Below are 21,534 nucleotides of genomic sequence, written 5' to 3' on the forward strand. Positions count from 1 at the left end.
AGTGCGCCGGGACGACGCCCCGGGTCAGCCGGGGACGATCGCGAGCCCCGCGGCGACCGCGCCCCGCGCATCGAGCACCGCACCGATCCGCGCGGCGCTCTCCGGGTCGGCGGGCACCAGCCGGACGGCGTCGTCCCCGACCTCGATCCGGACCGGCACCGCCTCGGCCTCCGACACGGCGAACCGGCCGTCCTCGCCCCGGGTGAAGGTGAACCGGGCGATCACCGAGTCCTCGGTGTCGTACCCGCGGGTGGCGTGCTCGGCGAGGTGGTTGCCCAGGCCGTAGGCCGCCCACTCCCCGTCGACCTGCTCGAACGGCTGGACGACATGGGCGTGGTGGCCGAGGACCAGGTCGACGTCCGGGGAGGCGAGGAGCGTGCGCACCGCCTGCTCCTGCGCCGCCGTCGGCTCGTGGTCGTACTCGGCGCAGCAGTGCACGCTGGCCACCACCACCTCCGCCCCGACGGCCCGGGCGGCGGCCGCGTCGGCCAGCACGGCGCTGACGTCGGGCACCGCGAAGGTGTCCACGGCGAACGGTGCGTCGGACGGGAGCGAGACCCCGTTGAGCGAGAACGTCGTGGCCACGTGCCCGACGCGCACTCCCCCGACGTCGACGACCACCGGCTGTTCGCTCTCCGCTGCGCTGCGGTAGGTGCCGGTGTGCGCGATCCCCGCGGCGTCCAGGGCGTCCAGGGTGCGGACCAGCCCGTCGAAGCCGTCGTCCAGCGAGTGGTTGGAGGCGGTGGAGCACAGGTCGTACCCGGCGTCGGCGAGGGCGTCGACGATCTCGGGCTGGGCGGCGAAGGACGGATAGCCCGAGTAGGGCCCACCCACCGGGGCGACCGGTGTCTCCAGGTGGCAGATCGCCAGGTCGGCGGCCTGCAGCACCGGCGCGATCGGGGCGAAGACCGCCGAGAAGTCCCAGCTGCCGTCGGGCTGGCGAGCACCCGAGGTGAGCGTGCGGCCCTGGTGCACCAGCACGTCGCCGGTGGCGACCAGGGTGAACGAGTCGGGGGCCGGTGGAGCCTCGGACGTCGCTGCCGACGACGGCGCCGGGGTGCCGGGCTCGGCGACCGAGCTGGGGGTCGGCTCGTCGGTGCCGCAGCCGGCCAGCAGGGCCACGGTCAGCGCCGCGAGCAGGGCCGGCGCAGCTCTCCTGGTCACGGTCGCCGAGGCTAGCGACCGCCGGCACCGAGGCCGACCCGGACACCTCAGTCGAGCAGCTGGACCTCGTCGCCCTCGGCGACCGTGCCCGGGGTGCGGACCTCGGCGTACACGCCGAGGCAGTGCTTGGGGGTACGGACCACGTCGAGCTCCGCGGTCCCGATCCGCAGCCGCCGGCCGACCCAGGACCGCTCGTCGGCACCGCCGGCCAGGTGGAGCAGCAGGTTGGCGCGCGGGTCGTCGGCCGAGCAGCCCTCGGGGACGTCGCCGTCCGCGGCCCGGTCGATCGCCCCTCGGGACACCAGGTGGACGGCGGCGGCGTCGACCTGCGGGCCCCCGGTCGAGGCGGCCAGACGGACCGGCCGGCCGAGCACCTCGGTCAGGGTGCGGCCGTCGGCCTCGGCGTCCCCGGTCGGGACGACCTCGCGCAGCCGGGGGGTGGTCTTCACGGTGACCCGCTCGCCGGTGTCGGCCTCGACCACCGACCACGCCCGGTCACCGCGCAGGCCGGCGTCCTCGACGTCCACGGCGGGGACGACCTGCCCGGCCAGGGACTTCACCGGGTACACCGAGATCTGGCCTACCTGCCCCACCGTGTCGCTCACCACCGGGACGCTACGCGGGCCGGGACCGGTCGGCCGACGGGCTCCCCCGGCGCCGCAGCCGGCGCAACTGGGCCTCCAGGTAGGGCCGGGCCCGCCGCTGGCCGCCGCGATCGGTGATGGCGCCGTCCAGGGCGGTCAGCACCCGTTCCAGGCGTTCCTCGTCGGGGAGCCAGCCGCGCCGCTGGCACTCCTCCAGCCACGGGACCGGCGCGGTGTGCCCTCGTTCGGAGTTGCAGCGGCGGCAGGCGGCCACCTCGTTCTCCAGCCAGGACGGCCCGCCCTTGACCCGCGGCACCACGTGCTCGGTGGTCGGCACCACCTGCGCGCCGAAGGTCCGGCCGCACCAGACGCAGGTGGGCCCGTCCCGCTCGACGGCGACCAGCAGTCGGGCCGCCCGGTCCAGTGCCATCGCGTCCATGGTGCGCCGATCGCCGGATCCGTGCCCCCGGGACGACGAAGGGCCAGGCTCCCCCGTCTCCGGGTTCACCTGGCCCTGCATCCGGTGGGCGATACTGGGATCGAACCAGTGACCTCTTCGGTGTGAACGAAGCGCTCTACCGCTGAGCCAATCGCCCGGGTGCGTCGAACATCTTGCCAGATGCTCACCGCCAGAGCGGCACCCACCCCGGCACCCAGTCCGGCACGCCCATCACGTGCAGCGTCACGAGGAGCACAGCGCAGACGAAAGCCGCGGTCAGGGCCGCGACGGCCAGGCGCACCACCAGCGGCTGGCGGTTCAGCCAGGCCGTCCACCGGGCGACGTGCCGCCGGGTGAAGTCCAGCACCCGTTCGGCCCAGGTGAACTCGGTGGCGAGCAGGAACAACCCGGCGATCACGGTCAGCCACCCGGGCCCCGGCAGCGGGATCGTGACGATGCCGAAGGCCACGACCAGGCCACCCACCAGCCCGACCCCGCACCGGTAGGGCGCGTCCAGGCTGCGCCGGGTGGCGATCCAGCGCCGCCAGCGCACCTCGGCGACCCGCTCGCGCAGGCTGTGCACGTCGTCGGCGTCGTACCGGGCGCGGCGTTCCTCGGCGGTCTCCGGCACGTCCGGCTCCGGCGGGACCGGCACGTGCTCACCCCGCGCTGCCATCGTGTCCTGTCCGCTCAGCTGGTCACCTGCCCGGTCGCGACGATGTCCGTCGGTTCCGACGGAGCCTGCCGACCGGGCTCGATGCTGATGGCGTACGCGGGGTACTCGTCCAGACCGGTCTCCGACGAGCCTACGGTCCGCAGGTCCATCTCAGAAGTCACCACGTCGAACGTCCCGATGGCCACGGGGGAACCGTTCGGCAACCCCCAGACGACGTAGGTGCGGTCGCCGGGGTCGTTGACCGGCAGGCCGTCGGCCAGCACCTGCAGTCGACCGTCCCGGGCGACGACGGTCGCGACGTCCTCCCCGCCCTCCTCGTCCACCTCGGTCAGCGGGGCGATGGTGGCCTGCCCCGGCTCCAGGAGCACGTCCAGCATCCGGGCCTGCTCGGCCGCCGCGGCGACGGCCTCGTCGCGGGCGCTGGTGAGCGCGACGTTCCAGGCACCCAGCGCCAGCACCGCCGCCACCGCAGCCGCGACCAACGCGGTCGGGAGCACCCGCCGCCAGGCCGGGCGAGGGTCGGCGACCCGGGTGGGGAGTGGCAACTGGAGGTCTCGCGCGGAGGTGCTGCCCGTGCCGGCCCCCCACGGGGCAGCCGGGCCCACGGGGCGGGCCGGCGCAGCCGGTGGCTGCTCACGGCGGCGCGCGGGTGGGGCCGTCTGCGGGAGCTGCTCGGTCTCCTCGACCGCTGCGCGCAGCCGGTCCCGCAGTGCGTCCGACGGCTCGGCCGGTGGCAGGTCGCTGGACATCGCCGCCATCACCTCGGCCGTCTCGGCGACCGTGTCGGCACAGCGGTCGCAGCCGGCGAGGTGCGCGGCGAAGAGGTCCTCGTCCTCGGGCTCGAGCGCGTGCAGCGCCCAGCCGACGGCGAGCTCCTCCCAGCTGCGGTGCTCGTCGTCCCGGTTGCCCATGGGCGCGGTCATCGCGGGGCTCCGTCGGCCGGGGTGACCCCGGGCAGCCCGGTGCCCAGTGTGTCCTTGAGCCGGCGCATGCCGGCGAGCATCCGCGTCTTGACGGTCCCCAGGGGGGTGCCGGTCAGGGCGGCCACCTCTCGCTGGGTGTACCCGCCGTAGTAGGCCAAGGTCAGCGCCTCCCGTTGCGGATCGGGCAGGGAGCGCAGCGCCGTCCGCACTCGGCCGGCCTCCACCCGCTCCCAGGCCTGGTCCTCGACGTCGTGGTTCTCGGTCGGTGCCGCGAGCGCCATGTCCTCCTCGGCCCGCGCGGTGCGGCGGCGCTGCGACTCCTCGCGCCGGACGGCGTCCACCGCCTTGTGGTGGACCATCGTCAGCACCCAGGAGGCGACGCTGCCCCGGCTGCCGTCGAAGGCGCCCGGGTTGCGCCAGATGCCGAGGAAGACGTCCTGGAGCACGTCCTCGGCCAGCGTGTCGTCGGCCAGCACCCGGCGGGCCAGGGCGAACGCCGGGCGCCGGAAGCGCAGGTACAGGTCATCGACCGCCGTGCGGTCACCGGCCGCCATCCGGCGGACCAGCTCGAGGTCGGCGGCGCCGTCCTCGGGACTGCGCACTGGTCGGCTCACGAGGCCCATGGTCACACGCGGCGTTCGGCTCGTCGGCCCTGATCGGTTCGACCCGTGATCACGGGCACTGCGACCGCGGCGAGCCGTGCCGCCTGGCGACTCCTGGGACGCATGTGACTCGTGTGGCGCGACACGCCGAGACCATGCGTGACCGAGGGCAGTTCTGGGTCGTTAAGGAGGCATGGCTCGCCACTCGATGTCCGGCTGCACCGCGCGGACGACGTTCCACCTCATCGGCCCCCAGTCCTGGACGGCGGTCCCGGCCGCCCTGGTCTACGACTCCAGCGACCCGTTCGCCGTGCGCGTCCGGTTCGGCGACGACGGCGAGGACGACCGTGCCCACGACGGCGGGTCCGCGTTCGAGACGGCCGTACAGGCGGCCGGCGCCGACGACGCCTACGACACGACACCGGACGAGGACGGCGGCGTCGAGTGGCTGCTCAGCCGCGACCTCCTTCGTGCGGGCCTGATCGGGCCGGTCGGCGAGGGGGACGTCCGGCTGTGGCCGGCGCGCAACGGGCTGGACGTGCTCTTCCTGCAGCTGCGGGCACCCTCGGGCGAGGCGCTGTTCGAGGTGTCGGGCGCCGCGGTCGGCCACTTCCTGCGCGAGACCGACGCCTTGGTGCCGGTCGGCACGGAGAGCGAGCTGCTGCGGGTCGACGAGGAGCTCACCGCGCTGCTGCGCGGTGGCACCGACAACCCGACCTCGCACTGACCCCCACGCGGCGCTGACCTGCAGGGAGCCCCCTGCGGACACCCCCTGGACCCCCCGGGTTTGGACCCCCGAATCGGGTCGGTTAGAGTTCTCCACGTAACGCGGACTTGATCCGCAGCGCGGACGTGGCTCAGTGGTAGAGCATCACCTTGCCAAGGTGAGGGTCGCGGGTTCGAATCCCGTCGTCCGCTCGGAACCCCGGGCGCTGGTCGCGAGACCGGCGCCTGGCGTGCGGTGGAGTGGCCGAGAGGCGAGGCAACGGCCTGCAAAGCCGTCTACACGGGTTCAAATCCCGTCTCCACCTCGTCTCTTCCACGGAGCGCGGGTGTGGAGGCAGGCCGGTCGGCAGACCGGTAGGGGCGATTGGCGCAGCGGTAGCGCGCTTCCCTGACACGGAAGAGGTCACTGGTTCGATCCCAGTATCGCCCACCAGCCGCGAAGGCCCCAGGTCCACGGACCTGGGGCCTTCGTCGTCTCAGCGGAAGACCCATCGGCGGCCTGGGCGAACTGTGATGATCCCCACTCAGCCGACCGGCACCCCGTCAGCCGCGGCGCGCAGCGCGGGCAGGTCCAGCTTGCGCATCCCGAGCATGGCCTGCACCGCACGCTGGGCCCGCGATGGGTCCGGGTCGGCGAAGAGCTCGTCCATGCCGGCCGGGACGACCTGCCAGGACAGCCCGTAGCGGTCCTTGAGCCAGCCGCACTCGCTCTCCTCTCCCCCGTCGCCGACGAGCCGGTCCCAGTACCGGTCGACCTCCGGCTGGTCGGCGCAGTCGATCTGGAAGGAGACGGCCTCGGTGAAGGGGAACTGCGGCCCACCGTTGACCCCGACGAAGCGCTGGCCGGCCAGCTCGAACTCCACGCTCATCACCGACCCGGCCGGGCCGGGTGCGCCCTCCGGGTAGCGGGCCACGCCGAGCACCCGCCCCTCACCGAAGACGTCGATGTAGTAGTGCGCCGCCTCCTCGGCCTGGCTGTCGAACCACAGGTTCGGGACGATCTTCTGCTGCGCCATCTCGGTTCCTCTCCACGGCGGGGACCCCGCGCCGGGGTCTGCACCCAGGACCGGACCGGCCGGCGGAACTCATCGCCGCCGTCAGCGCGTTGCGGGCTCCACGCGCTCGGACCAGAAGCGCTGCACCTGCGCCGCCAGCTCCTCGGGAGGACCGTCGTTGCGCAGCACGACGTCGGCGACCGCCCGCCGCTGCTCGTCCGTGGCCTGGCTGGCGATCCGGGCGCGCGCGTCGGCGGCGGACAGCCCCCGGCCCACCAGCCGGCCGACCCGGGTCTCCGGCTCGGTCTCGACGACCAGCACGAGGTCGAAGGAGCCCGCCTGACCGGTCTCCACCAGCAGGGGCACGTCCTGCACGACGACCGACCCCGGCGGCGCCGCAGCAGCCAGCTCAGCGGCACGCGCGCGCACGCGGGGGTGGACGATCGCGTCCAGCCGGGCTCGGGCCGCGGGATCGGCGAAGACGACCGAGGCGAGCGCAGCCCGGTCCAGGGCGCCGTCGTCGGTCAGCACCCCGGGCCCGAACGCCTCGGCGATCGCGGTCAGCCCCGGCGTACCGGGTTCCACCACCTCGCGGGCGAGACGGTCGGCGTCCACCACGACGGCGCCACGTTCGGCCAGCAGGGCCGCGACGGTGCTCTTGCCCGAACCGATGCCCCCGGTCAGCCCGATCTTCAGCACGGTCCGACCTTAGAGGCCCCAGGCCGTCCTGCAGGTCCCGTCGGCTACCCGCGCGCGGCCGGAAGGGGCGCTGCAGGTCTCGGCGAGGTCACGGCGCCGGTGCCCTCGGCGCGTCGCACCAGTCACACCAGTCACAGGACCTACCTTTCGTCCCGGTGGACTTCCCCCGCCACAGCAGAGAGGCAGAACCGACCATGTCCCGTTCCACGTTCGATGGCGCACTGTCGGCCGCTGGCACTCCCCGCCGTGGTCGGCACCGGATCGACAACCCCGCCGGCGTGCGGTGCTCCGACCTCCCCGGCGTGCGCGAGCGCCTGCCGCAGGGCCGCCGCGGGGCCGCGTTCTTCCGCGCCCTGATGCCGAGCGTCCGCTCCGGTCGACACACCTGGGACTTCCTGGCCAACGCCGGCGGTCGTCCGCGGACCGCGTTCGCGATCATCCTCAGCCTCTGACGCGGGCCCTCCTGGCCCCACCGCCGACGGCTCATGGACGAGCCGGCACGCACCCACGGTCCGCCGGCTCACGGCTGAGCCCCAGGACCCGACGACCCCGTCGACCCCCTACGGTCGGCGGGGTCGTCGCCGTCCGGGGGTGGAGACGGCCGGGCTGAGGACAGCGGGCTCGAGATGGCCGGGGTCCACGACGGCCGGGTTCTCGCGGCGACCCGGGTGCAGAGACGACCGTGCGCCGCCCACCCGGAGGTGGACGGCGCACGGTCAGGTGCTGCTCAGACGAGCTGCTGGGTCACTCGCCGCCGGCGAGCTTGGCCCGCAGGGCCGCCAGCGCCTCGTCGGAGGCCAGGGTGCCACCGGTGGAGGGGGCGTCCGGCGTGTCGACCGGCTCGCTGGAGTAGCTGCCACCGGCCGCAGCCTCGGCGTCGGCCTCCTTGGCCGCCGCGATCTGCTTGCGGTGCGCCTCGAACCGGGCCTGGGCCTCGGCGTACTGCCGCTCCCACGTCTCGCGGGCCTCGTCGTAGCCCTCGAGCCACTCGCCGGTGTCGGAGTCGAAGCCCTCGGGGTAGACGTAGTTGCCCTGCTCGTCGTACGAGGCCGACATGCCGTAAGCGGCCGGGTCGAACTGCTCCTCGTCGCCGACGACGCCCTCGTTGGCCTGCTTGAGGGACAGCGAGATGCGCCGACGGTCGAGGTCGATGTCGATGACCTTGACCAGGATCTCGTCGCCGACCTGCACGACCTGCTCCGGGATCTCCACGTGGCGCTCGGCCAGCTCGGAGATGTGCACCAGGCCCTCGATGCCCTCGTCGACGCGCACGAACGCACCGAAGGGGACGAGCTTGGTGACCTTGCCCGGCACGACCTGACCGATCTGGTGCGTGCGGGCGAACTGACGCCACGGGTCCTCCTGCGTCGCCTTCAGCGACAGGGAGACCCGCTCACGGTCCAGGTCGACGTCGAGGACCTCGACGGTGACCTCCTGGCCGACCTCGACGACCTCGGACGGGTGGTCGATGTGCTTCCAGGACAGCTCGGAGACGTGCACCAGACCGTCGACGCCGCCGAGGTCGACGAACGCACCGAAGTTGACGATCGAGGAGACGACGCCCGTGCGGACCTGGCCCTTGGCGAGCTTGTTGAGGAACTCGCTGCGGACCTCGGACTGGGTCTGCTCCAGCCACTGACGACGGGAGAGAACGACGTTGTTGCGGTTCTTGTCGAGCTCGATGATCTTGGCCTCGAGCTCGCGGCCCACGTAGGGCTGCAGGTCGCGCACACGGCGCATCTCGACGAGCGAGGCGGGCAGGAAGCCGCGCAGGCCGATGTCGAGGATCAGGCCGCCCTTGACGACCTCGATGACGGTGCCGGTGACGACCTCGTCGGCTTCCTTCTTGGCCTCGATCGTGCCCCAGGCGCGCTCGTACTGAGCCCGCTTCTTGGACAGGATGAGCCGGCCTTCCTTGTCCTCCTTCTGGAGGACGAGGGCTTCCACCTCGTCGCCGACCTTGACGACCTCGGTCGGGTCGACGTCGTGCTTGATGGACAGCTCACGCGAGGGGATGACGCCCTCGGTCTTGTAGCCGATGTCCAGCAGCACCTCGTCCCGGTCGACCTTGACGATCACGCCTTCGACGATGTCGCCGTCGTTGAAGTACTTGATGGTCTGGTCGATCGCAGCGAGGAAGTCCTCGGCGGTGCCGATGTCGTTGACCGCGATCTGGGGGGTGCTGTCGGGACGGACCTGGGTGGAGGTCATGTGGTCGAGTGCTCCGGACGGGGGATGCGTAGGGACAGGATCACCCGCGGCCCAGGCGGACCACGGGGAGGTTCACGGGAGGCGGCGATGCCGACCCCCGTACAGGAGGGTCAACACCACAGACCTCTGGCGTACTCCCCATCGTACGGACCTGGCGAGAGCCCGGTCCACCAGGGGGCGAGCCCGGCCGGCGGGGCCACCGGCCGGACGGCGTGTCACCATCGGCGCGTCATGGACAGCACCCCGGCACGACCCCCTGCTGCCCCCCTGCCGCTGGCCGAGGACGGCTACCCGGCAGCAGGAGGCGTGACGCGCCGGCCGGCCGGACCGGCCGAGTCCGCCCGGGCGAACCGGGGCTGGTGGGACGCCGCCGCGCCGGCCTACCTCGCCGAGCACGGCAGCGACCTCGGCGAGGCCGACTTCCTCTGGTGCCCCGAGGGGCTGCGGGAGGCCGACGCGCACCTGCTGGGCGAGGTCGCCGGGCGACGGGTGCTGGAGATCGGCTGCGGCTCGGCTCCCTGCTCCCGCTGGCTGCGCACGGCCGGTGCCGCACCGGTGGCACTGGACGTCTCCAGGGGCATGCTCGCCCGCGCGGCGGAGCTGAACCGGTCCACCGGCATCCCCGTCCCCCTGCTGCAGGCCGACGCCGGGGCGCTCCCCCTCGCCGACGCGAGCGTGGACCTGGCCTGCTCGGCCTTCGGCGGTCTCCCGTTCGTCGCCGATGCCACGGCGGTGCTGCGCGAGGTCGCCCGCGTGCTGCGGCCGGGCGGGCGACTGGTCGCCTCGGTGAACCACCCGATGCGGTGGCCGATGCCGGACTCCCCCGACCCGGCCGACCTGCGCGTCGTCTCCTCCTACTTCGACCGCGCGCCGTACGTGGAGACCGATGAGGCTGGGGCCACCGTCTACGTGGAGCACCACCGCACGATCGGCGACTGGGTACGGGCGGTCGTCGGTGCCGGGTTCGTGCTCAGCGACCTCATCGAGCCGGAGTGGACGCCCGGCCGCACCGAGACCTGGGGGCAGTGGTCCCCGGAACGGGGCGCGCTGATGCCGGGGACGCTCGTCCTGGTCTGCGACCTGCCCGGCTGAGCGGCTGGACCGGCCGCCGACCTGCCGGACGGCGTCCGGACCTGCAAGGCTGTCCGGCGACGCCGGGTCCGCCCGGGGCACCGGACCGGAACGAGGGAGCCGCGCGGTGGACCAGACAGCACAGACCGTCCTGGGCGATGCGACCGAGAGCGCCGTGGTGCTGCTCGTCCCGGACGCCGAGCCGCTGGTCGACGCACACCGCCAGCAGTTCGACGTCTCCGCGTCGTGGGGGATCCCGGCGCACCTGGCGGTCATCTACCCCTTCGTCACACCCCGCCAGGTGGACGACGCCCTGCTGACCGGTCTGGCCGAGCTCCTCGCCACCGAGCCCGCCTTCGACTGCACGTTCACCAGGACCGCGTGGTTCGGCGAGGAGATGCTCTACCTGGTCCCCGAGCCCGAGGAGCCGTTCCGCCGGCTGACCCGGCGGGTGGCCGAGGCCTACCCCGACCACCCGCCGTTCCGGGGCGCGCACGGCGAGCCGGTGCCGCACCTGAGCATCGGGCAACGTCGCCAGGGCGACCTGGCCGGCCTCGAGCAGGCCCAGAAGGTGCTGTGCGAGGCGATGCCGCTGCGGACCCGCATCGACACCGCCGCCTTCTACGCCGGCACCCGGGAGCCGGGCTCCTGGCACCAGGTCGCCACGTTCCCCCTGGGCCGCCCCATCAGCTGACCTCCCCGCCCGTGGCCCCGATGCGGGGCCCGCGCCGAGCCTGCGGGGCGTGGGGCATCGGGGTCCTCGCTCAGTGAGCGGCGTCGTCCCAGCTGGTGCCGAAGCCGACGGAGACCTCCAGCGGCACCGACAGCTGCGCCGCGCCGGCCATCTCCCGGCGCACCAGGGCCTCGAGGGTCTCCCGCTCCCCCGGTGCCACCTCGAGCACGAGCTCGTCGTGGACCTGCAGCAGCATCCGTGAGCTCAGGCCCTCGGCCGCGATGGCCCGCTCCACGTTCAGCATCGCCACCTTGATGACGTCGGCGGCCGACCCCTGGATCGGGGCGTTGAGCGCCATCCGCTCGGCCATCTCCCGGCGCTGCCGGTTGTCGCTGGTCAGGTCGGGCAGGTAGCGGCGGCGGCCCAGGGTCGTCTCGGTGTAGCCGGTCTGCCGGGCGTCGTCCACGACCCCGTCGAGGTAGTCCCGGATGCCGCCGAAGCGCTCGAAGTAGGCGTGCATCTGCCCGCGTGCCTCCTCCGGGGTGATCCGCAGCTGCTGGGACAGCCCGTAGGCGCTCAGCCCGTAGGCCAGGCCGTAGCTCATCGCCTTGATCCGCCGGCGCATCTCCGGGTCGACCTGCTCGATCGGGATGTCGAACGCCCGCGAGGCGACGAAGGAGTGCAGGTCCTCCCCGGAGGTGAACGCCTCGATCAGGCCGGCGTCCTCGGACAGGTGGGCCATGATCCGCATCTCGATCTGGCTGTAGTCGGCGGTCATCAGCGAGTCGTAGCCGGCGCCGACGACGAAGGCCTGCCGGATCCGGCGCCCCTCGGCGCTGCGGATGGGGATGTTCTGCAGGTTCGGGTCGGTCGAGGAGAGCCGGCCGGTCGCCGCGATCGTCTGCTGGTAGGTGGTGTGCACCCGCCCCATCTCGTCGACCATCGGGATCAGCCCGTCGATGACGGTGCGCAGCCGGGTGACGTCCCGGTGCCGCAGCAGGTGCTCGAGGAACGGGTGACCGGTGGAGGCCAGCAGCGAGGTCAGGGCCTCGGCGTCGGTGGTGTAGCCGGTCTTGTTCTTCTTCGTCTTGGGCAGGCCGAGCTCGTCGAAGAGGACCGCCTGCAGCTGCTTGGGCGAGCCGAGGTTGATCTCCTTGCCGATGACCGCGTAGGCCTCGTCCGCCGCCTCGGTCACCGCGGCGGCGAACTCGCGCTGCAGTTCGCGCAGGGAGTCCAGGTCCGCGGCGATGCCCCGGTGCTCCATGGCGGCGAGCACCCGGGTCAGCGGCAGCTCGATGTCCCCGAGCAGCTGGTCACCGCCCTTCTGCCCGAGCACCTGCTCCAGGGCGTCGGACAGGTCGTTGACCGCCACCGCCTTGAGGACGTCGGCGTGTGCGGCGGCCGCGGCGACGTCCTCCTCCGAGGGCCCGAGCCCGTCGAGGGTCAGCTGGCCCTCCGGCTCCGCGGCGTCCTTGAGCTCGCGACGCAGGTAGCGCACCGCCAGGTCGCCGAGGTCGAACGACCGCTGCCCGGGATTGACCAGGTAGGCCGCCAGCGCGGTGTCGCTGACCATGCCCTGCAGGTCCCAGCCGCGGCTCCAGATCGCCAGCAGCGGGCCCTTGACCTCGTGCACGACCTTGGGGGTCGCCGGGTCGGCCAACCAGCCGGCCAGTGCCTGCTCGTCGGCGGTGTCGAGGTCGGGACCCAGGTCGACGAAGGTGGCGTGGTCGTCGGCGGCGGCCAGCGCGAGGCCGGTGAGCTCGCCGACACCGCGGCCCCAGGTGCCCCGGAAGACGACCCCGGTGTGCCCGGTGCGCGCGTGCGCGGCCAGCCACCCGGCCAGCTCACCGGGGGCCAGCCGGTCGGCGGTCACCTCGAAACCACCGTCGACCTCCGGCTCCGGGGTGGCGAGAGTGGCGAAGAGCCGGTCGCGCAGCACCCGGAACTGCAGGTTGTCGAAGAGGGTGTGCACCTCGTTGCGGTCCCAGGGCTGGACGGCCAGGTCCTGCGGCCCGACCTCGAGCGGGACGGCGCGGTCGAGCTCGGTGAGCCGGCGGTTCTGCAGCACCGAGGAGAGGTGCTCCCGCAGCTTCTCCCCGACCTTGCCCTTGACCGTGTCGACCTGGTCGACCAGTGCGTCCAGCGAGCCGTACTCACGCACCCACTTCGCGGCGGTCTTCTCCCCCACGCTCGGGATGTTCGGCAGGTTGTCGCTCGGGTCGCCCCGCAGTGCGGCGAAGTCGGGGTACTGGGTGGGCGTGAGGCCGTACTTGGCCTCCACCTCCTCCGGCGTGAACCGGGTCAGGTCCGACACGCCCTTGCGCGGGTACAGCACCGTCACGTGCTCGTTGACCAGCTGCAGTGCGTCCCGGTCGCCGGTGCAGATCAGCACGTCCATGCCCTGCTCGACCGCCTGCACGGTGAGGGTGGCGATGACGTCGTCGGCCTCGTAGTTCTCCGCGGTGATGACCGGCACGTGCAGCGCACCGAGGACCTCCTGCACCAGGCTCACCTGGCCGCGGAAGTCGGTCGGGCTCTCGGCGCGGTTGGCCTTGTACTCGGCGTAGATCTCACTGCGGAAGGTCTTCCGGCTGACGTCGAAGGCCACCGCGAGGTGGCTGGGCTGCTCGTCGCGCAGCACGTTGATCAGCATCGACGTGAAGCCGTAGACGGCGTTCGTCGGCTGCCCGGTGGTGGTCGAGAAGTTCTCCACCGGGAGGGCGAAGAAGGCCCGGTACGCCAACGAGTGGCCGTCGAGCAGCAGCAGCCGCGGACGGGCCACGGGGGCCGGGTCGGAGGCGGACACTGTGCTGCTGGCTGGGGTGCTCACCGGTGCGGACATCGCCGACGATCCTAGGGGCGTCCACCGACGGTCCGGACCGGTGCACGAGCCGACCAGGCACCTCCCGGTGGCTACGGTGCGCGGATGACCACCGCGCGTCCGGACTGGCTGCCGTCCGACACCCAGGGACCCCTGGACGACAAGCTCGGGATCCAGATCACCGACTACACCCCCGACCGGCTGGTGGCGACCATGCCGGTCGCCGGCAACGAACAGCCCTTCGGCCTGCTGCACGGAGGGGCCACCTGCGCCCTGGCCGAGAGCATCGGGTCGTGGGCGGCGATGCTGCACGCCGGACCGGGCGGCACGGTCGTCGGCATCGAGCTGAACGCCAGCTACCTGCGGGCGGCCACCTCCGGCCTGGTCACCGCGGTCTGCACGCCCGTCCGGCGTGGCCGCACGCTGGCGACCTTCCTGATCTCGGTGAGCGACGAAGCCGGCCGGCCGACAGCCAGCGCACGGCTCACCTGCCTGATCCGCCCCGCGCGGTGAACCCGGAGCGGGCCTGCCCCGCCCCCGGTCCAGCCGGCGCTGGGCCGCGCGCACGGGCGACACGTCGCCCCCGGACTACCGGCGAGTAGCACATCGGCGTGTCGCAGAAGGGTCACAGTGTGTCCCAGCAGGTCGATCCCCGTAACGGGGGTGGGTTACTGTCCCGCCTCACATCCAACGGCTGGGAGGTCGAGTGACGCACGCGCCCCACCGTGCCGCGAGGTACGGGGAACGCAGCTCCACCCGGGAGGACCGGTCAGCACCCCGGCGGAGCACGCGCCGGTGGCGCAGCACCCGCCGTCCGCTGGTCCTTGCCCTGCTCGTCGCCGCCTTCGGGATGGCCTTCGCCACCCTGGTGCCCGGCGTCGCCTCCGCGGTGGAGGCGGGCGAGCAGGTGCGCGGCACCCTGCAGACCAGCCTGAGCGGCCCGATCGAGGGCGTCACCGTCGAGGTGGCCACGCCGGACGGCGAGACCGTGGACACGGTCCAGACCGGCGAGGACGGCCGGTGGGAGGTCGACCTCCCGGGTCCCGGCCAGTACGTCGTGAGCGTCGACGCCGACGACCTGCCGGAGGGCGTGGAGGTCAACGGCGAGCCCAGCCGCACCGTCACCGTCGACTCCGGGCGTGCCCAGCCGGTCAACATCGGCCTGAACGACGGCAGTCGCAACGACGGGGGCGGCACCATCCGCGCCGTCCAGCTGTTCGTCGACGGCCTGCGGTTCGGGCTCCTGATCGCCATGGCAGCGGTCGGCCTGTCGCTGATCTACGGCACCACCGGGCTGACCAACTTCGCCCACGGCGAGCTGGTCACCATCGGCGCCGTCGCGGCCTGGTACATCAACGTGCAGGGCGGGGTGCCGCTGATCCCCGCCGCGTTGCTGGCGATGGTGGTCGGCGGGGTCGTCGGCGCCCTCAACGAGCTGGCCATCTGGCGGCCCCTGCGACGCCGCGGCACCGGGCTCATCGCGGCGCTGGTCGTCTCGATCGGCCTGTCCCTGGCGCTGCGCTACAGCTACCAGATCTTCTACGGCGGGTTCTCCAACCCCTACGCCGACTACCAGGGCCAGCGGGCGAAGAGCTACGGCCCGTTCACCCTGCAGGACCGGGACGTCGCCTCGATCGTCATCGCGGTCGTCGTGCTGGTGCTGGTGGCGCTCATGCTGCAGCGCACCAAGATCGGCAAGGCGATGCGGGCGGTGTCGGACAACCGGGACCTGGCGGCGTCCTCCGGGATCGACGTCAACCGGGTGGTCCTGTTCGTGTGGGTGCTCGGCGGCGCGCTCGCCGCACTCGGCGGGGTGCTCCTCGGCCTCTCCGACCAGGTCCAGTGGGACATGGGCTTCCGACTGCTGCTGCTGATGTTCGCCGGGGTCACCCTCGGTGGGCTCGGGACCGCCTACGGCGCCCTGCTCGGCAGCCTCATCGTCGGTGTCTTCGTGCAGATGTCCACCCTCGTCATCCCGAATGACATGAAGTACGTCGGAGGGCTGCTCCTCTTGATCGTCATCCTCGTCGTCCGTCCCCAGGGCATCCTGGGCAGCCGCGCCAGGATCGGCTGACCGATGGCCGACCTCCTCAACGCGTTCGCGATCGCGGGCAAGGCGTTCTTCGGGTTCCAGGCGATCTTCTTCGCCCTGCTCGCCATCGGCATCAACGTGCACTTCGGGTACACGGGGCTGCTCAACTTCGGTCAGATCGCCTTCGCCATGCTCGGCGGTTTCGGCATCGCCATCTCGGTGAGCCAGTGGGGGCTGCCCTTCTGGGTCGGCGTCCTCGTCGGGGTGCTCGCCGCCGTCGTGCTCGCCCTGCTGCTGGGCCTGCCCACGCTGCGGCTGCGCGCCGACTACCTCGCGATCGTCACCATCGCCACGGCCGAGGGGCTGAGGCTGGTCTTCCGATCGGTCTCCGCCACCCCGGTCACCGGTGGCACCCGGGGCCTGTCGGCGTTCAACCGCGACTTCATCGCGCTGGCCCCCTGGGACACCGGTCGCCGGTACGACCTGATCGGCACCACCTGGAGCGGCAGCGAGCTCTGGGTCGTCACCATCGGGTGGATCCTGGTCGCACTGTGCTCGCTGCTCGTCTGGGCGCTCATGCGCTCTCCGTGGGGCCGCGTGGTGAAGGCCATCCGGGAGGACGAGGACGCCGTCCGCTCCCTGGGCAAGAACGTCTACGCCTACAAGATGCAGGCCCTGGTCCTGGGCGGGATCTTCGGCGCCTTCGGCGGCATGGTCTACGCCGTCGGCACCGGTTCGGCCATCCCCGACCAGTACCAGAACGCCAACACGTTCCTGGCCTACGCGGCGCTGATCCTCGGTGGCGCCGCACGGGTGCTCGGCCCTGTCATCGGGTCCATGCTGCTGCTGTTCATCCTGCAGTTCGCCGACACCGGGCTGCGCTCCCTGATCGCCAACGGGATCATCCCCGCGGAGCTGCTCTCTTCCACCGACGTCGCGCAGCTGCGCTACGTGCTGGTCGGGGTCGGGCTCATGCTGTTGTTGGTGTTCCGGCCCCAGGGCATCTTCGGTGACCGACGAGAGGTGATGCTCGATGCCCGCTGACCCCGCTCCCCACGGCGCGCACGCCGCACGGTCCGAGGAGGCCACGGTCCCGGCCAGCGGCGCCGCCCCGGCCGGCGCCACGCGCGCCCAGCCCCAGCGGGTGGCCCAGGCAGCCCTCCGGGACGTCCCCTGGGAGGTCGGCGTCGCCAAGCCCGACCCGGCGATCGTCGTCGACCACGTCACCCGCACGTTCGGTGGCCTGACCGCGGTGTCGGTCGACCACCTGGAGATCCAGCGCGGCGGGATCACCGGGCTGATCGGCCCCAACGGTGCCGGGAAGACGACGCTGTTCAACCTGCTCACCGGGTTCGACCAGCCCAACACCGGCACCTGGTCGTTCAACGGCCGCGACCTGGGCAAGCTCAGCCCGCACCAGGTCGCCCGGCTCGGCGTCGTCCGCACCTTCCAGCTGACCAAGGCGCTGTCCCGGCTCACCGTGCTGCAGAACATGCTGCTCGGCGCCCAGGGGCAGCGCGGGGAGAGCTTCCTCCGTGCCCTGGTACCCGGCACCTGGAAGGCGCAGGAGAAGGCCAACACCGAGCGGGCGATGGACCTCCTCCGGCGGTTCAAGCTCGACGCCAAGAAGGACGACTTCGCCGGCAGCCTGTCCGGCGGCCAGCGCAAGCTGCTGGAGATGGCCCGCGCGCTGATGAGCGAGCCGCAGGTGGTGATGCTCGACGAGCCGATGGCCGGGGTGAACCCGGCGCTGACCCAGAGCCTGCTCGGCCACGTCAAGGACCTCCGCGAGGAGGGCATGACGGTCATCTTCGTCGAGCACGACATGGACGTCGTCCGGGACATCAGCGACTGGGTCGTCGTCATGGCCGCCGGCAAGGTCATCGCCGAGGGCGCACCGGACTCCATCAGCCAGAACAAGGCCGTCGTCGACGCCTACCTGGGCGCGCACCACGACGCCCCGCTGTCCGAGGAGGAGGAGGACCGCTTCCTCGCCGAGGACCAGGCGGCCGAACGTGCCCGGCGCGAGGACGTCATCAGCTCCGACCGGGGCCGCAAGAGGAGGACAGGACGATGAGCACCGCCGACGTACCAGGTCCGCCGGAGGACCGCAGGTTCTCGGTCCCGGAGTCCGAGCAGGACCGGCCGGTCGCCGAGGACCCGGGCCCCGCCACCGCGGCGGCCATGTCGCCCGCGGAGAAGGCAGCCACCCGGGAGGAGCACCTGCGGCTCGCCGAGGGTGCACTGGTCCGCGCCGACGACCTGGTGGCGGGCTACGTGCCCGGGGTCAACATCCTCAACGGCTGCGACTTCTACCTCGCCGACGGCGAGCTCGTCGGGATCATCGGCCCCAACGGCGCCGGCAAGTCCACGCTGCTCAAGGCGTTGTTCGGGCTGATCCCGGTCCGGTCCGGCGCGGTGACGCTCCGCGGGGAGGACATCACGTCGGCCCCGGCCCACCGGCTGGTCTCCCTGGGCGTCGGCTACGTACCGCAGAACAACAACGTGTTCCCCTCGCTCACCATCGAGGAGAACATGCAGATGGGCGTCTACCTGCGTCCGAAGTCGTTCAAGGAGCGCTTCGACTACGTCGCCGACCTGTTCCCGCTCCTCGGTGACCGGCGGAAGGGCAAGGCCGGCGCCCTCTCCGGTGGCGAGCGACAGATGGTGGCCATGGGCCGCGCACTCATGATGGACCCCTCCGTGCTGCTGCTGGACGAGCCCTCCGCGGGCCTCTCCCCGGTGCTGCAGGACGAGGTGTTCATCCGCTGCCGGCGGATCAACGCGACCGGCGTCTCGATCATCATGGTCGAGCAGAACGCCCGGCGGTGCCTGCAGATCTGCCACCGTGGCTACGTGCTCGACCAGGGCCGCAACGCCTACACCGACACGGGCAAGTCGCTGATGAACGACCCGAAGGTCATCGAGCTCTACCTGGGGACCCTCGCCAAGGCCCAGTGACGCCACGGCGACGGTGACTCCACGACGACGGCCGGTCTCCCCTGGGAGGCCGGCCGTCGTCGTCCCCGGTGCAGTCGGTCCGGGCAGACTCACCGGGTGCTCCTCCTCGCCCACCTGATCGCGGTCAGCGCGTACGCCGGCTTCCAGTGGACCGTCCGGGTGCTGGTCTACCCGCAGTTCGACCAGGTGCCCGCGGCAGCCTTCCCGGGCTACGAGCGCGCGCACCAGCGCCGGGTCAGCAGGGTGGTCGGCCCCCTCTTCGCCGCACAGGTGCTGACCAGCAGCTGGCTGGTCGTCGACCGGCCGAACGGCACGCCCCTGGGCCTGGCCCTCGCCGCGGCTGCGCTCGTCGCCCTCGTCCTGCTGGTGACCGCTGTGGGGGCCGTCCCGCTGCACCGCCGCCTGGACGCCGGCTGGGACGTCGCCGTGCACCGTCGGCTGCTCCGGGTGGACTCCGTACGGGCGGGCCTGGCGACCGCAGCTGTCGGTGTGGCCGCGCTCCTCGTCGGTTGAGGCGCACCCCACCGGCCGCACACAGCACTGCGGCCCGGCACCTGGGGGGTGCCGGGCCGCAGCCTGGAACGGTGGAACCGATCAGCGCTGCTCGATCACAGCGCCTGGGGCCTCAGCTCAGCGCTGCGGCCCGATGCCCTGGGCGTTGAGGCCCTGGATGATCCGCGAGGACTCCTCGAACCCGATGACGACGACGGCGTCGGGGTTGAAGTCCACCATCTGCTGCACCTCGGAGTCGAAGTTCGCCGCCTGCGGGTCGTAGGTGACGTAGTTGATGCTGTCCTCGGACAGACCGCCGGCGATCAGGTTGTCCCGGGTGTTCTCGGCCAGACCGGTGCCGTACGGGTCGTTGATCGCCAGGATGCCGACGGTGTTGTTGCCGTCCTCGGCGATCAGGTCGGCCAGCGCGCGGGCCTGCAGCGTGTCCGGGGGTGCGGTGCGGAAGTACAGCCCGTTGTCGTCGTACTCGGTGAACTGGTCGGAGGTGTTCGCCGGCGAGATCTGCAGGACACCGGCACCGGTGATGGTGTCGATGACCGTGAGGCTCACGCCGGACGAGGCGGCACCGACGATGGCGTCGACGTTGGACTGCAGCAGCCGGTCGACGGTCTGGGTCGCGGTGTCGGTCGAGGCGTCACCGGAGTCACCCTCGACGAGCTGCACCGGCTGGCCGAGCACGCCACCGGCCTCGTTGACCTCGTTGATCGCCAGCTGGGCGCCGGCGACCTCGGGCGGGCCGAGGAAGGCCAGGTTCCCGGTCAGCGGCAGCAGGGTGCCGATCACCAGCGGGTCACCCGTGGCGCCCGCCGGCGCGTAGGCCGGGCCCTCGTCGGTGGCGGCGTTGGCCTCGTCGCCGGCGATGACGAAGTCGGTCGCCGCGTCGTCGAGGGCGTTGTCCTCGCCGAACTGCAGGATCCCGAAGCTGGCCTGGGCCGGCTCCCCTGCCTCGGCGAAGCTCAGCGGGCCGCTGACGCCGTCGTAGTCGACGTTGCCGCCGGCGTTGATGATCTCCACGCAGGCGGAGAAGCTGTCGCAGGCCTCGCCACCGAAGGTGAGCCCGTTGAGGTAGGGCGCGAACACCGTGGCGTCGCTGCTGCCGGCGGCCTGGGCCGCGAGCGCGGTCAGGATGACGGCGTCATAGGTCTCACCGGCGTAGTTGTAGTCCTGCAGGTCCGGGTCGACCGCCAGCAGCCGGTCCGTGAAGTCGCCGGACAGCTCGGTCAGCGGCGTCGTGCCGCGCATCCCGGCGAGCGCACCCTCGTCAGAGAAGTCCTCACCGAGGGCGTTGCCCATGTTGCCGTCGGTGCCGTAGACGTTGACCTGCTTCTCGCCGCTCGCGCCGTCATCGGTGGTGCCGCCGCCCTCGTCGCTGCCGCCACAGGCGGTCAGCGCGAGGAGGGCAGCACCGGAGAGGGCGGTCGCGCGGGCAAACGTGCCTGTGCGCATCAAGGAACTCCCAGTGAGGTGTGTTCTCCACGCTCCCCGACAGGCCTCATCGCCTGTCGGGGAGCCGATCAGTGCGGAGAACCTAACTGCCGGTCGGACGCGCCGGACCACCCTCGACTGCACCGTGATGAGGTCGTGACCTGCACGTTGCGCAGTCGCCACGCGCTCGGCGGGCGCGACACACCGCCGCAACGCGCCGGGGACGGGTGCCCCGGCGCCGCCGGTCAGGAGCCGGCGGGAGAGGTCGGGCTGCTGTCCCCGGTCGGCTGGGCGTCGGTCTCCAGGATCACCTGGGCCAGGGCCTTCATCGAGGTGCGCTCGTTCATCGCCGTGCGCTGGATCCAGCGGAACGCCTCCGCCTCGGTCATGCCCCGCTCGGACATGAGCCGCCCCTTCGCCTGCTCGACGACCTTGCGGGCCTCCAGCCGCTCCTTGAGGTCACTCACCTCGGCGTCCAGCGCGTGCATCTCCTGGAAGCGGCCCACCGCCACCTCGATCGCGGGCACCAGGTCGTTCTTGGAGAACGGCTTGACCAGGTAGGCCATCGCACCGGCGTCGCGGGCACGCTCGACGAGCTCCCGTTGGCTGAACGCGGTCAGCACGATCACCGGCGCGATGCGCGCAGCAGCGATCTGCTCGGCCGCGGCCAGGCCGTCGAGGACGGGCATCTGGACGTCGAGGACGACGAGGTCGGGGCGCAGCAGCTTCGCCTGCTCGACGGCAGCCTGGCCGTCGCCGACTTCAGCGACGACGACGTAGCCCTCCTCCTCCAGCATCTCCTTGAGGTCGAGGCGGATGAGGGCCTCGTCCTCAGCGATGAGGACCCGGGTCGGTGCGTTGGTCACCCGGTGATCCTATCGGCCGCAGCGGGTCACACCTCGCCCGATACGCTGCTGGTCACCCGGTTGAGCTGGCCCCCGTACCCCAATCGGCAGAGGGAGCGGATTCAAAACCCGCGCAGTGTGCGTTCGAGTCGCACCGGGGGCACCGAAGGACCA

General features: G+C 72.3%; 22 protein-coding genes and 5 tRNA genes. 14 read left to right on the forward strand and 13 right to left on the reverse strand.

The window, feature by feature from the left end; translation table 11 throughout:
• Positions 1 to 24: 24 nt before the first annotated feature.
• The 7 genes from O2W15_RS15680 to O2W15_RS15710 all read right to left on the reverse strand — a co-directional run bounded on the left by O2W15_RS15680 (position 25) and on the right by O2W15_RS15710 (position 4,409).
• Positions 25 to 1,164: a CapA family protein gene (locus O2W15_RS15680; RefSeq protein WP_269180053.1), complete on the reverse strand. Its 1,140-nt coding sequence runs from the start codon at positions 1,162 to 1,164 to the stop codon at positions 25 to 27.
• Positions 1,165 to 1,211: 47 nt separating this feature from the next.
• Positions 1,212 to 1,769 (reverse strand): MOSC N-terminal beta barrel domain-containing protein, encoded by a 558-nt coding sequence (locus O2W15_RS15685; protein ID WP_269180054.1) that lies wholly within the window; start codon positions 1,767 to 1,769, stop codon positions 1,212 to 1,214.
• A gap of 10 nt (positions 1,770 to 1,779) precedes the next feature.
• On the reverse strand, positions 1,780 to 2,178 hold the full coding sequence (locus O2W15_RS15690; RefSeq protein WP_269162258.1) for an HNH endonuclease: 399 nt from the start codon (positions 2,176 to 2,178) through the stop codon (positions 1,780 to 1,782).
• 94 nt (positions 2,179 to 2,272) lie between these two features.
• Positions 2,273 to 2,344, reverse strand: a tRNA-Val gene (locus O2W15_RS15695).
• A gap of 27 nt (positions 2,345 to 2,371) precedes the next feature.
• Positions 2,372 to 2,842: a TIGR02611 family protein gene (locus O2W15_RS15700; protein WP_269162257.1), complete on the reverse strand. Its 471-nt coding sequence runs from the start codon at positions 2,840 to 2,842 to the stop codon at positions 2,372 to 2,374.
• 35 nt (positions 2,843 to 2,877) lie between these two features.
• A complete protein-coding gene (locus O2W15_RS15705; RefSeq protein WP_269180055.1) occupies positions 2,878 to 3,786 on the reverse strand; it encodes an anti-sigma factor domain-containing protein in 909 nt (302 codons plus the stop codon).
• Entirely contained in the window at positions 3,783 to 4,409 is a 627-nt protein-coding gene (locus O2W15_RS15710; RefSeq protein WP_269162255.1) for a sigma-70 family RNA polymerase sigma factor, read from the reverse strand. The genes O2W15_RS15705 and O2W15_RS15710 overlap by 4 nt, the downstream gene beginning before the upstream one ends.
• A 172-nt stretch (positions 4,410 to 4,581) precedes the next feature.
• Between O2W15_RS15710 and O2W15_RS15715 the strand changes: the two genes are divergently transcribed.
• The 4 genes from O2W15_RS15715 (at position 4,582) to O2W15_RS15730 (ending at position 5,547) form a co-directional block, all read left to right on the forward strand.
• Positions 4,582 to 5,115 (forward strand): SsgA family sporulation/cell division regulator, encoded by a 534-nt coding sequence (locus tag O2W15_RS15715; RefSeq protein ID WP_269180056.1) that lies wholly within the window; start codon positions 4,582 to 4,584, stop codon positions 5,113 to 5,115.
• 119 nt (positions 5,116 to 5,234) lie between these two features.
• Positions 5,235 to 5,306 (forward strand) — tRNA-Gly (locus tag O2W15_RS15720).
• Between the two features lie 42 nt (positions 5,307 to 5,348).
• Positions 5,349 to 5,419: transfer RNA gene (locus O2W15_RS15725), tRNA-Cys, on the forward strand.
• A gap of 53 nt (positions 5,420 to 5,472) precedes the next feature.
• Positions 5,473 to 5,547: transfer RNA gene (locus O2W15_RS15730), tRNA-Val, on the forward strand.
• A gap of 91 nt (positions 5,548 to 5,638) precedes the next feature.
• Here the strand turns inward: O2W15_RS15730 and O2W15_RS15735 are convergent.
• Together O2W15_RS15735 and coaE are read right to left on the reverse strand one after the other, a co-directional pair.
• Positions 5,639 to 6,130 (reverse strand): VOC family protein, encoded by a 492-nt coding sequence (locus O2W15_RS15735; protein WP_269180057.1) that lies wholly within the window; start codon positions 6,128 to 6,130, stop codon positions 5,639 to 5,641.
• Between the two features lie 81 nt (positions 6,131 to 6,211).
• Positions 6,212 to 6,808 (reverse strand): dephospho-CoA kinase, encoded by a 597-nt coding sequence (gene coaE / locus O2W15_RS15740; RefSeq protein WP_269180058.1) that lies wholly within the window; start codon positions 6,806 to 6,808, stop codon positions 6,212 to 6,214.
• 194 nt (positions 6,809 to 7,002) lie between these two features.
• On the opposite strand from coaE, the gene O2W15_RS15745 reads away from it, so the two are divergent.
• Positions 7,003 to 7,260: a hypothetical protein gene (locus O2W15_RS15745; protein WP_269162251.1), complete on the forward strand. Its 258-nt coding sequence runs from the start codon at positions 7,003 to 7,005 to the stop codon at positions 7,258 to 7,260.
• A 292-nt stretch (positions 7,261 to 7,552) separates the two neighbouring features.
• Here the strand turns inward: O2W15_RS15745 and rpsA are convergent, their stop codons facing one another.
• Positions 7,553 to 9,019: a 30S ribosomal protein S1 gene (gene rpsA / locus O2W15_RS15750; RefSeq protein WP_269162250.1), complete on the reverse strand. Its 1,467-nt coding sequence runs from the start codon at positions 9,017 to 9,019 to the stop codon at positions 7,553 to 7,555.
• A gap of 231 nt (positions 9,020 to 9,250) precedes the next feature.
• On the opposite strand from rpsA, the gene O2W15_RS15755 reads away from it, so the two are divergent.
• Positions 9,251 to 10,111 carry a class I SAM-dependent methyltransferase gene (locus O2W15_RS15755; protein ID WP_269180059.1) on the forward strand — a complete coding sequence of 287 codons (861 nt, stop codon included), beginning with the start codon at positions 9,251 to 9,253 and terminating at the stop codon, positions 10,109 to 10,111.
• 106 nt (positions 10,112 to 10,217) lie between these two features.
• Positions 10,218 to 10,784 carry a 2'-5' RNA ligase family protein gene (locus O2W15_RS15760; protein WP_269180060.1) on the forward strand — a complete coding sequence of 189 codons (567 nt, stop codon included), beginning with the start codon at positions 10,218 to 10,220 and terminating at the stop codon, positions 10,782 to 10,784.
• 70 nt (positions 10,785 to 10,854) lie between these two features.
• Here the strand turns inward: O2W15_RS15760 and polA are convergent, their stop codons facing one another.
• Positions 10,855 to 13,605: a DNA polymerase I gene (gene polA / locus O2W15_RS15765; RefSeq protein ID WP_269180061.1), complete on the reverse strand. Its 2,751-nt coding sequence runs from the start codon at positions 13,603 to 13,605 to the stop codon at positions 10,855 to 10,857.
• Positions 13,606 to 13,689: 84 nt separating this feature from the next.
• On the opposite strand from polA, the gene O2W15_RS15770 reads away from it, so the two are divergent.
• From O2W15_RS15770 to O2W15_RS15795, 6 genes are all read left to right on the forward strand, one after another.
• The gene (locus O2W15_RS15770; protein ID WP_036340824.1) at positions 13,690 to 14,097 is read left to right on the forward strand and encodes a PaaI family thioesterase; all 408 of its coding nucleotides are present in this window, start codon (positions 13,690 to 13,692) and stop codon (positions 14,095 to 14,097) included.
• A gap of 193 nt (positions 14,098 to 14,290) precedes the next feature.
• Positions 14,291 to 15,658, forward strand: a complete 1,368-nt coding sequence (locus O2W15_RS15775) for a branched-chain amino acid ABC transporter permease (RefSeq protein WP_269180062.1) — start codon at positions 14,291 to 14,293, stop codon at positions 15,656 to 15,658.
• Between the two features lie 3 nt (positions 15,659 to 15,661).
• Positions 15,662 to 16,660: a branched-chain amino acid ABC transporter permease gene (locus O2W15_RS15780; RefSeq protein ID WP_269162245.1), complete on the forward strand. Its 999-nt coding sequence runs from the start codon at positions 15,662 to 15,664 to the stop codon at positions 16,658 to 16,660.
• Entirely contained in the window at positions 16,650 to 17,693 is a 1,044-nt protein-coding gene (locus O2W15_RS15785; protein ID WP_269162244.1) for an ABC transporter ATP-binding protein, read from the forward strand. Before O2W15_RS15780 ends, O2W15_RS15785 begins: the two co-directional genes overlap by 11 nt.
• Positions 17,690 to 18,577, forward strand: coding sequence for an ABC transporter ATP-binding protein (locus tag O2W15_RS15790; RefSeq protein ID WP_269162243.1), 888 nt, complete (start codon positions 17,690 to 17,692; stop codon positions 18,575 to 18,577). The genes O2W15_RS15785 and O2W15_RS15790 overlap by 4 nt, the downstream gene beginning before the upstream one ends.
• 96 nt (positions 18,578 to 18,673) lie before the next feature.
• Positions 18,674 to 19,090: a DUF1772 domain-containing protein gene (locus O2W15_RS15795; RefSeq protein WP_269180063.1), complete on the forward strand. Its 417-nt coding sequence runs from the start codon at positions 18,674 to 18,676 to the stop codon at positions 19,088 to 19,090.
• 117 nt (positions 19,091 to 19,207) lie between these two features.
• On the opposite strand, the gene O2W15_RS15800 is transcribed toward O2W15_RS15795, so the two are convergent.
• Positions 19,208 to 20,536: an ABC transporter substrate-binding protein gene (locus O2W15_RS15800; protein WP_269162241.1), complete on the reverse strand. Its 1,329-nt coding sequence runs from the start codon at positions 20,534 to 20,536 to the stop codon at positions 19,208 to 19,210.
• A 224-nt stretch (positions 20,537 to 20,760) separates the two neighbouring features.
• Positions 20,761 to 21,381, reverse strand: coding sequence for an ANTAR domain-containing response regulator (locus O2W15_RS15805; RefSeq protein ID WP_269162240.1), 621 nt, complete (start codon positions 21,379 to 21,381; stop codon positions 20,761 to 20,763).
• Positions 21,382 to 21,449: 68 nt separating this feature from the next.
• Here O2W15_RS15805 and O2W15_RS15810 point away from each other — a divergent pair.
• Positions 21,450 to 21,523: transfer RNA gene (locus O2W15_RS15810), tRNA-Leu, on the forward strand.
• The last annotated feature ends 11 nt before the right edge of the window (positions 21,524 to 21,534 follow it).

Origin of the sequence: Modestobacter sp. VKM Ac-2979 (assembly GCF_026967995.1) — a bacterium.
GTDB lineage: Bacteria > Actinomycetota > Actinomycetes > Mycobacteriales > Geodermatophilaceae > Modestobacter.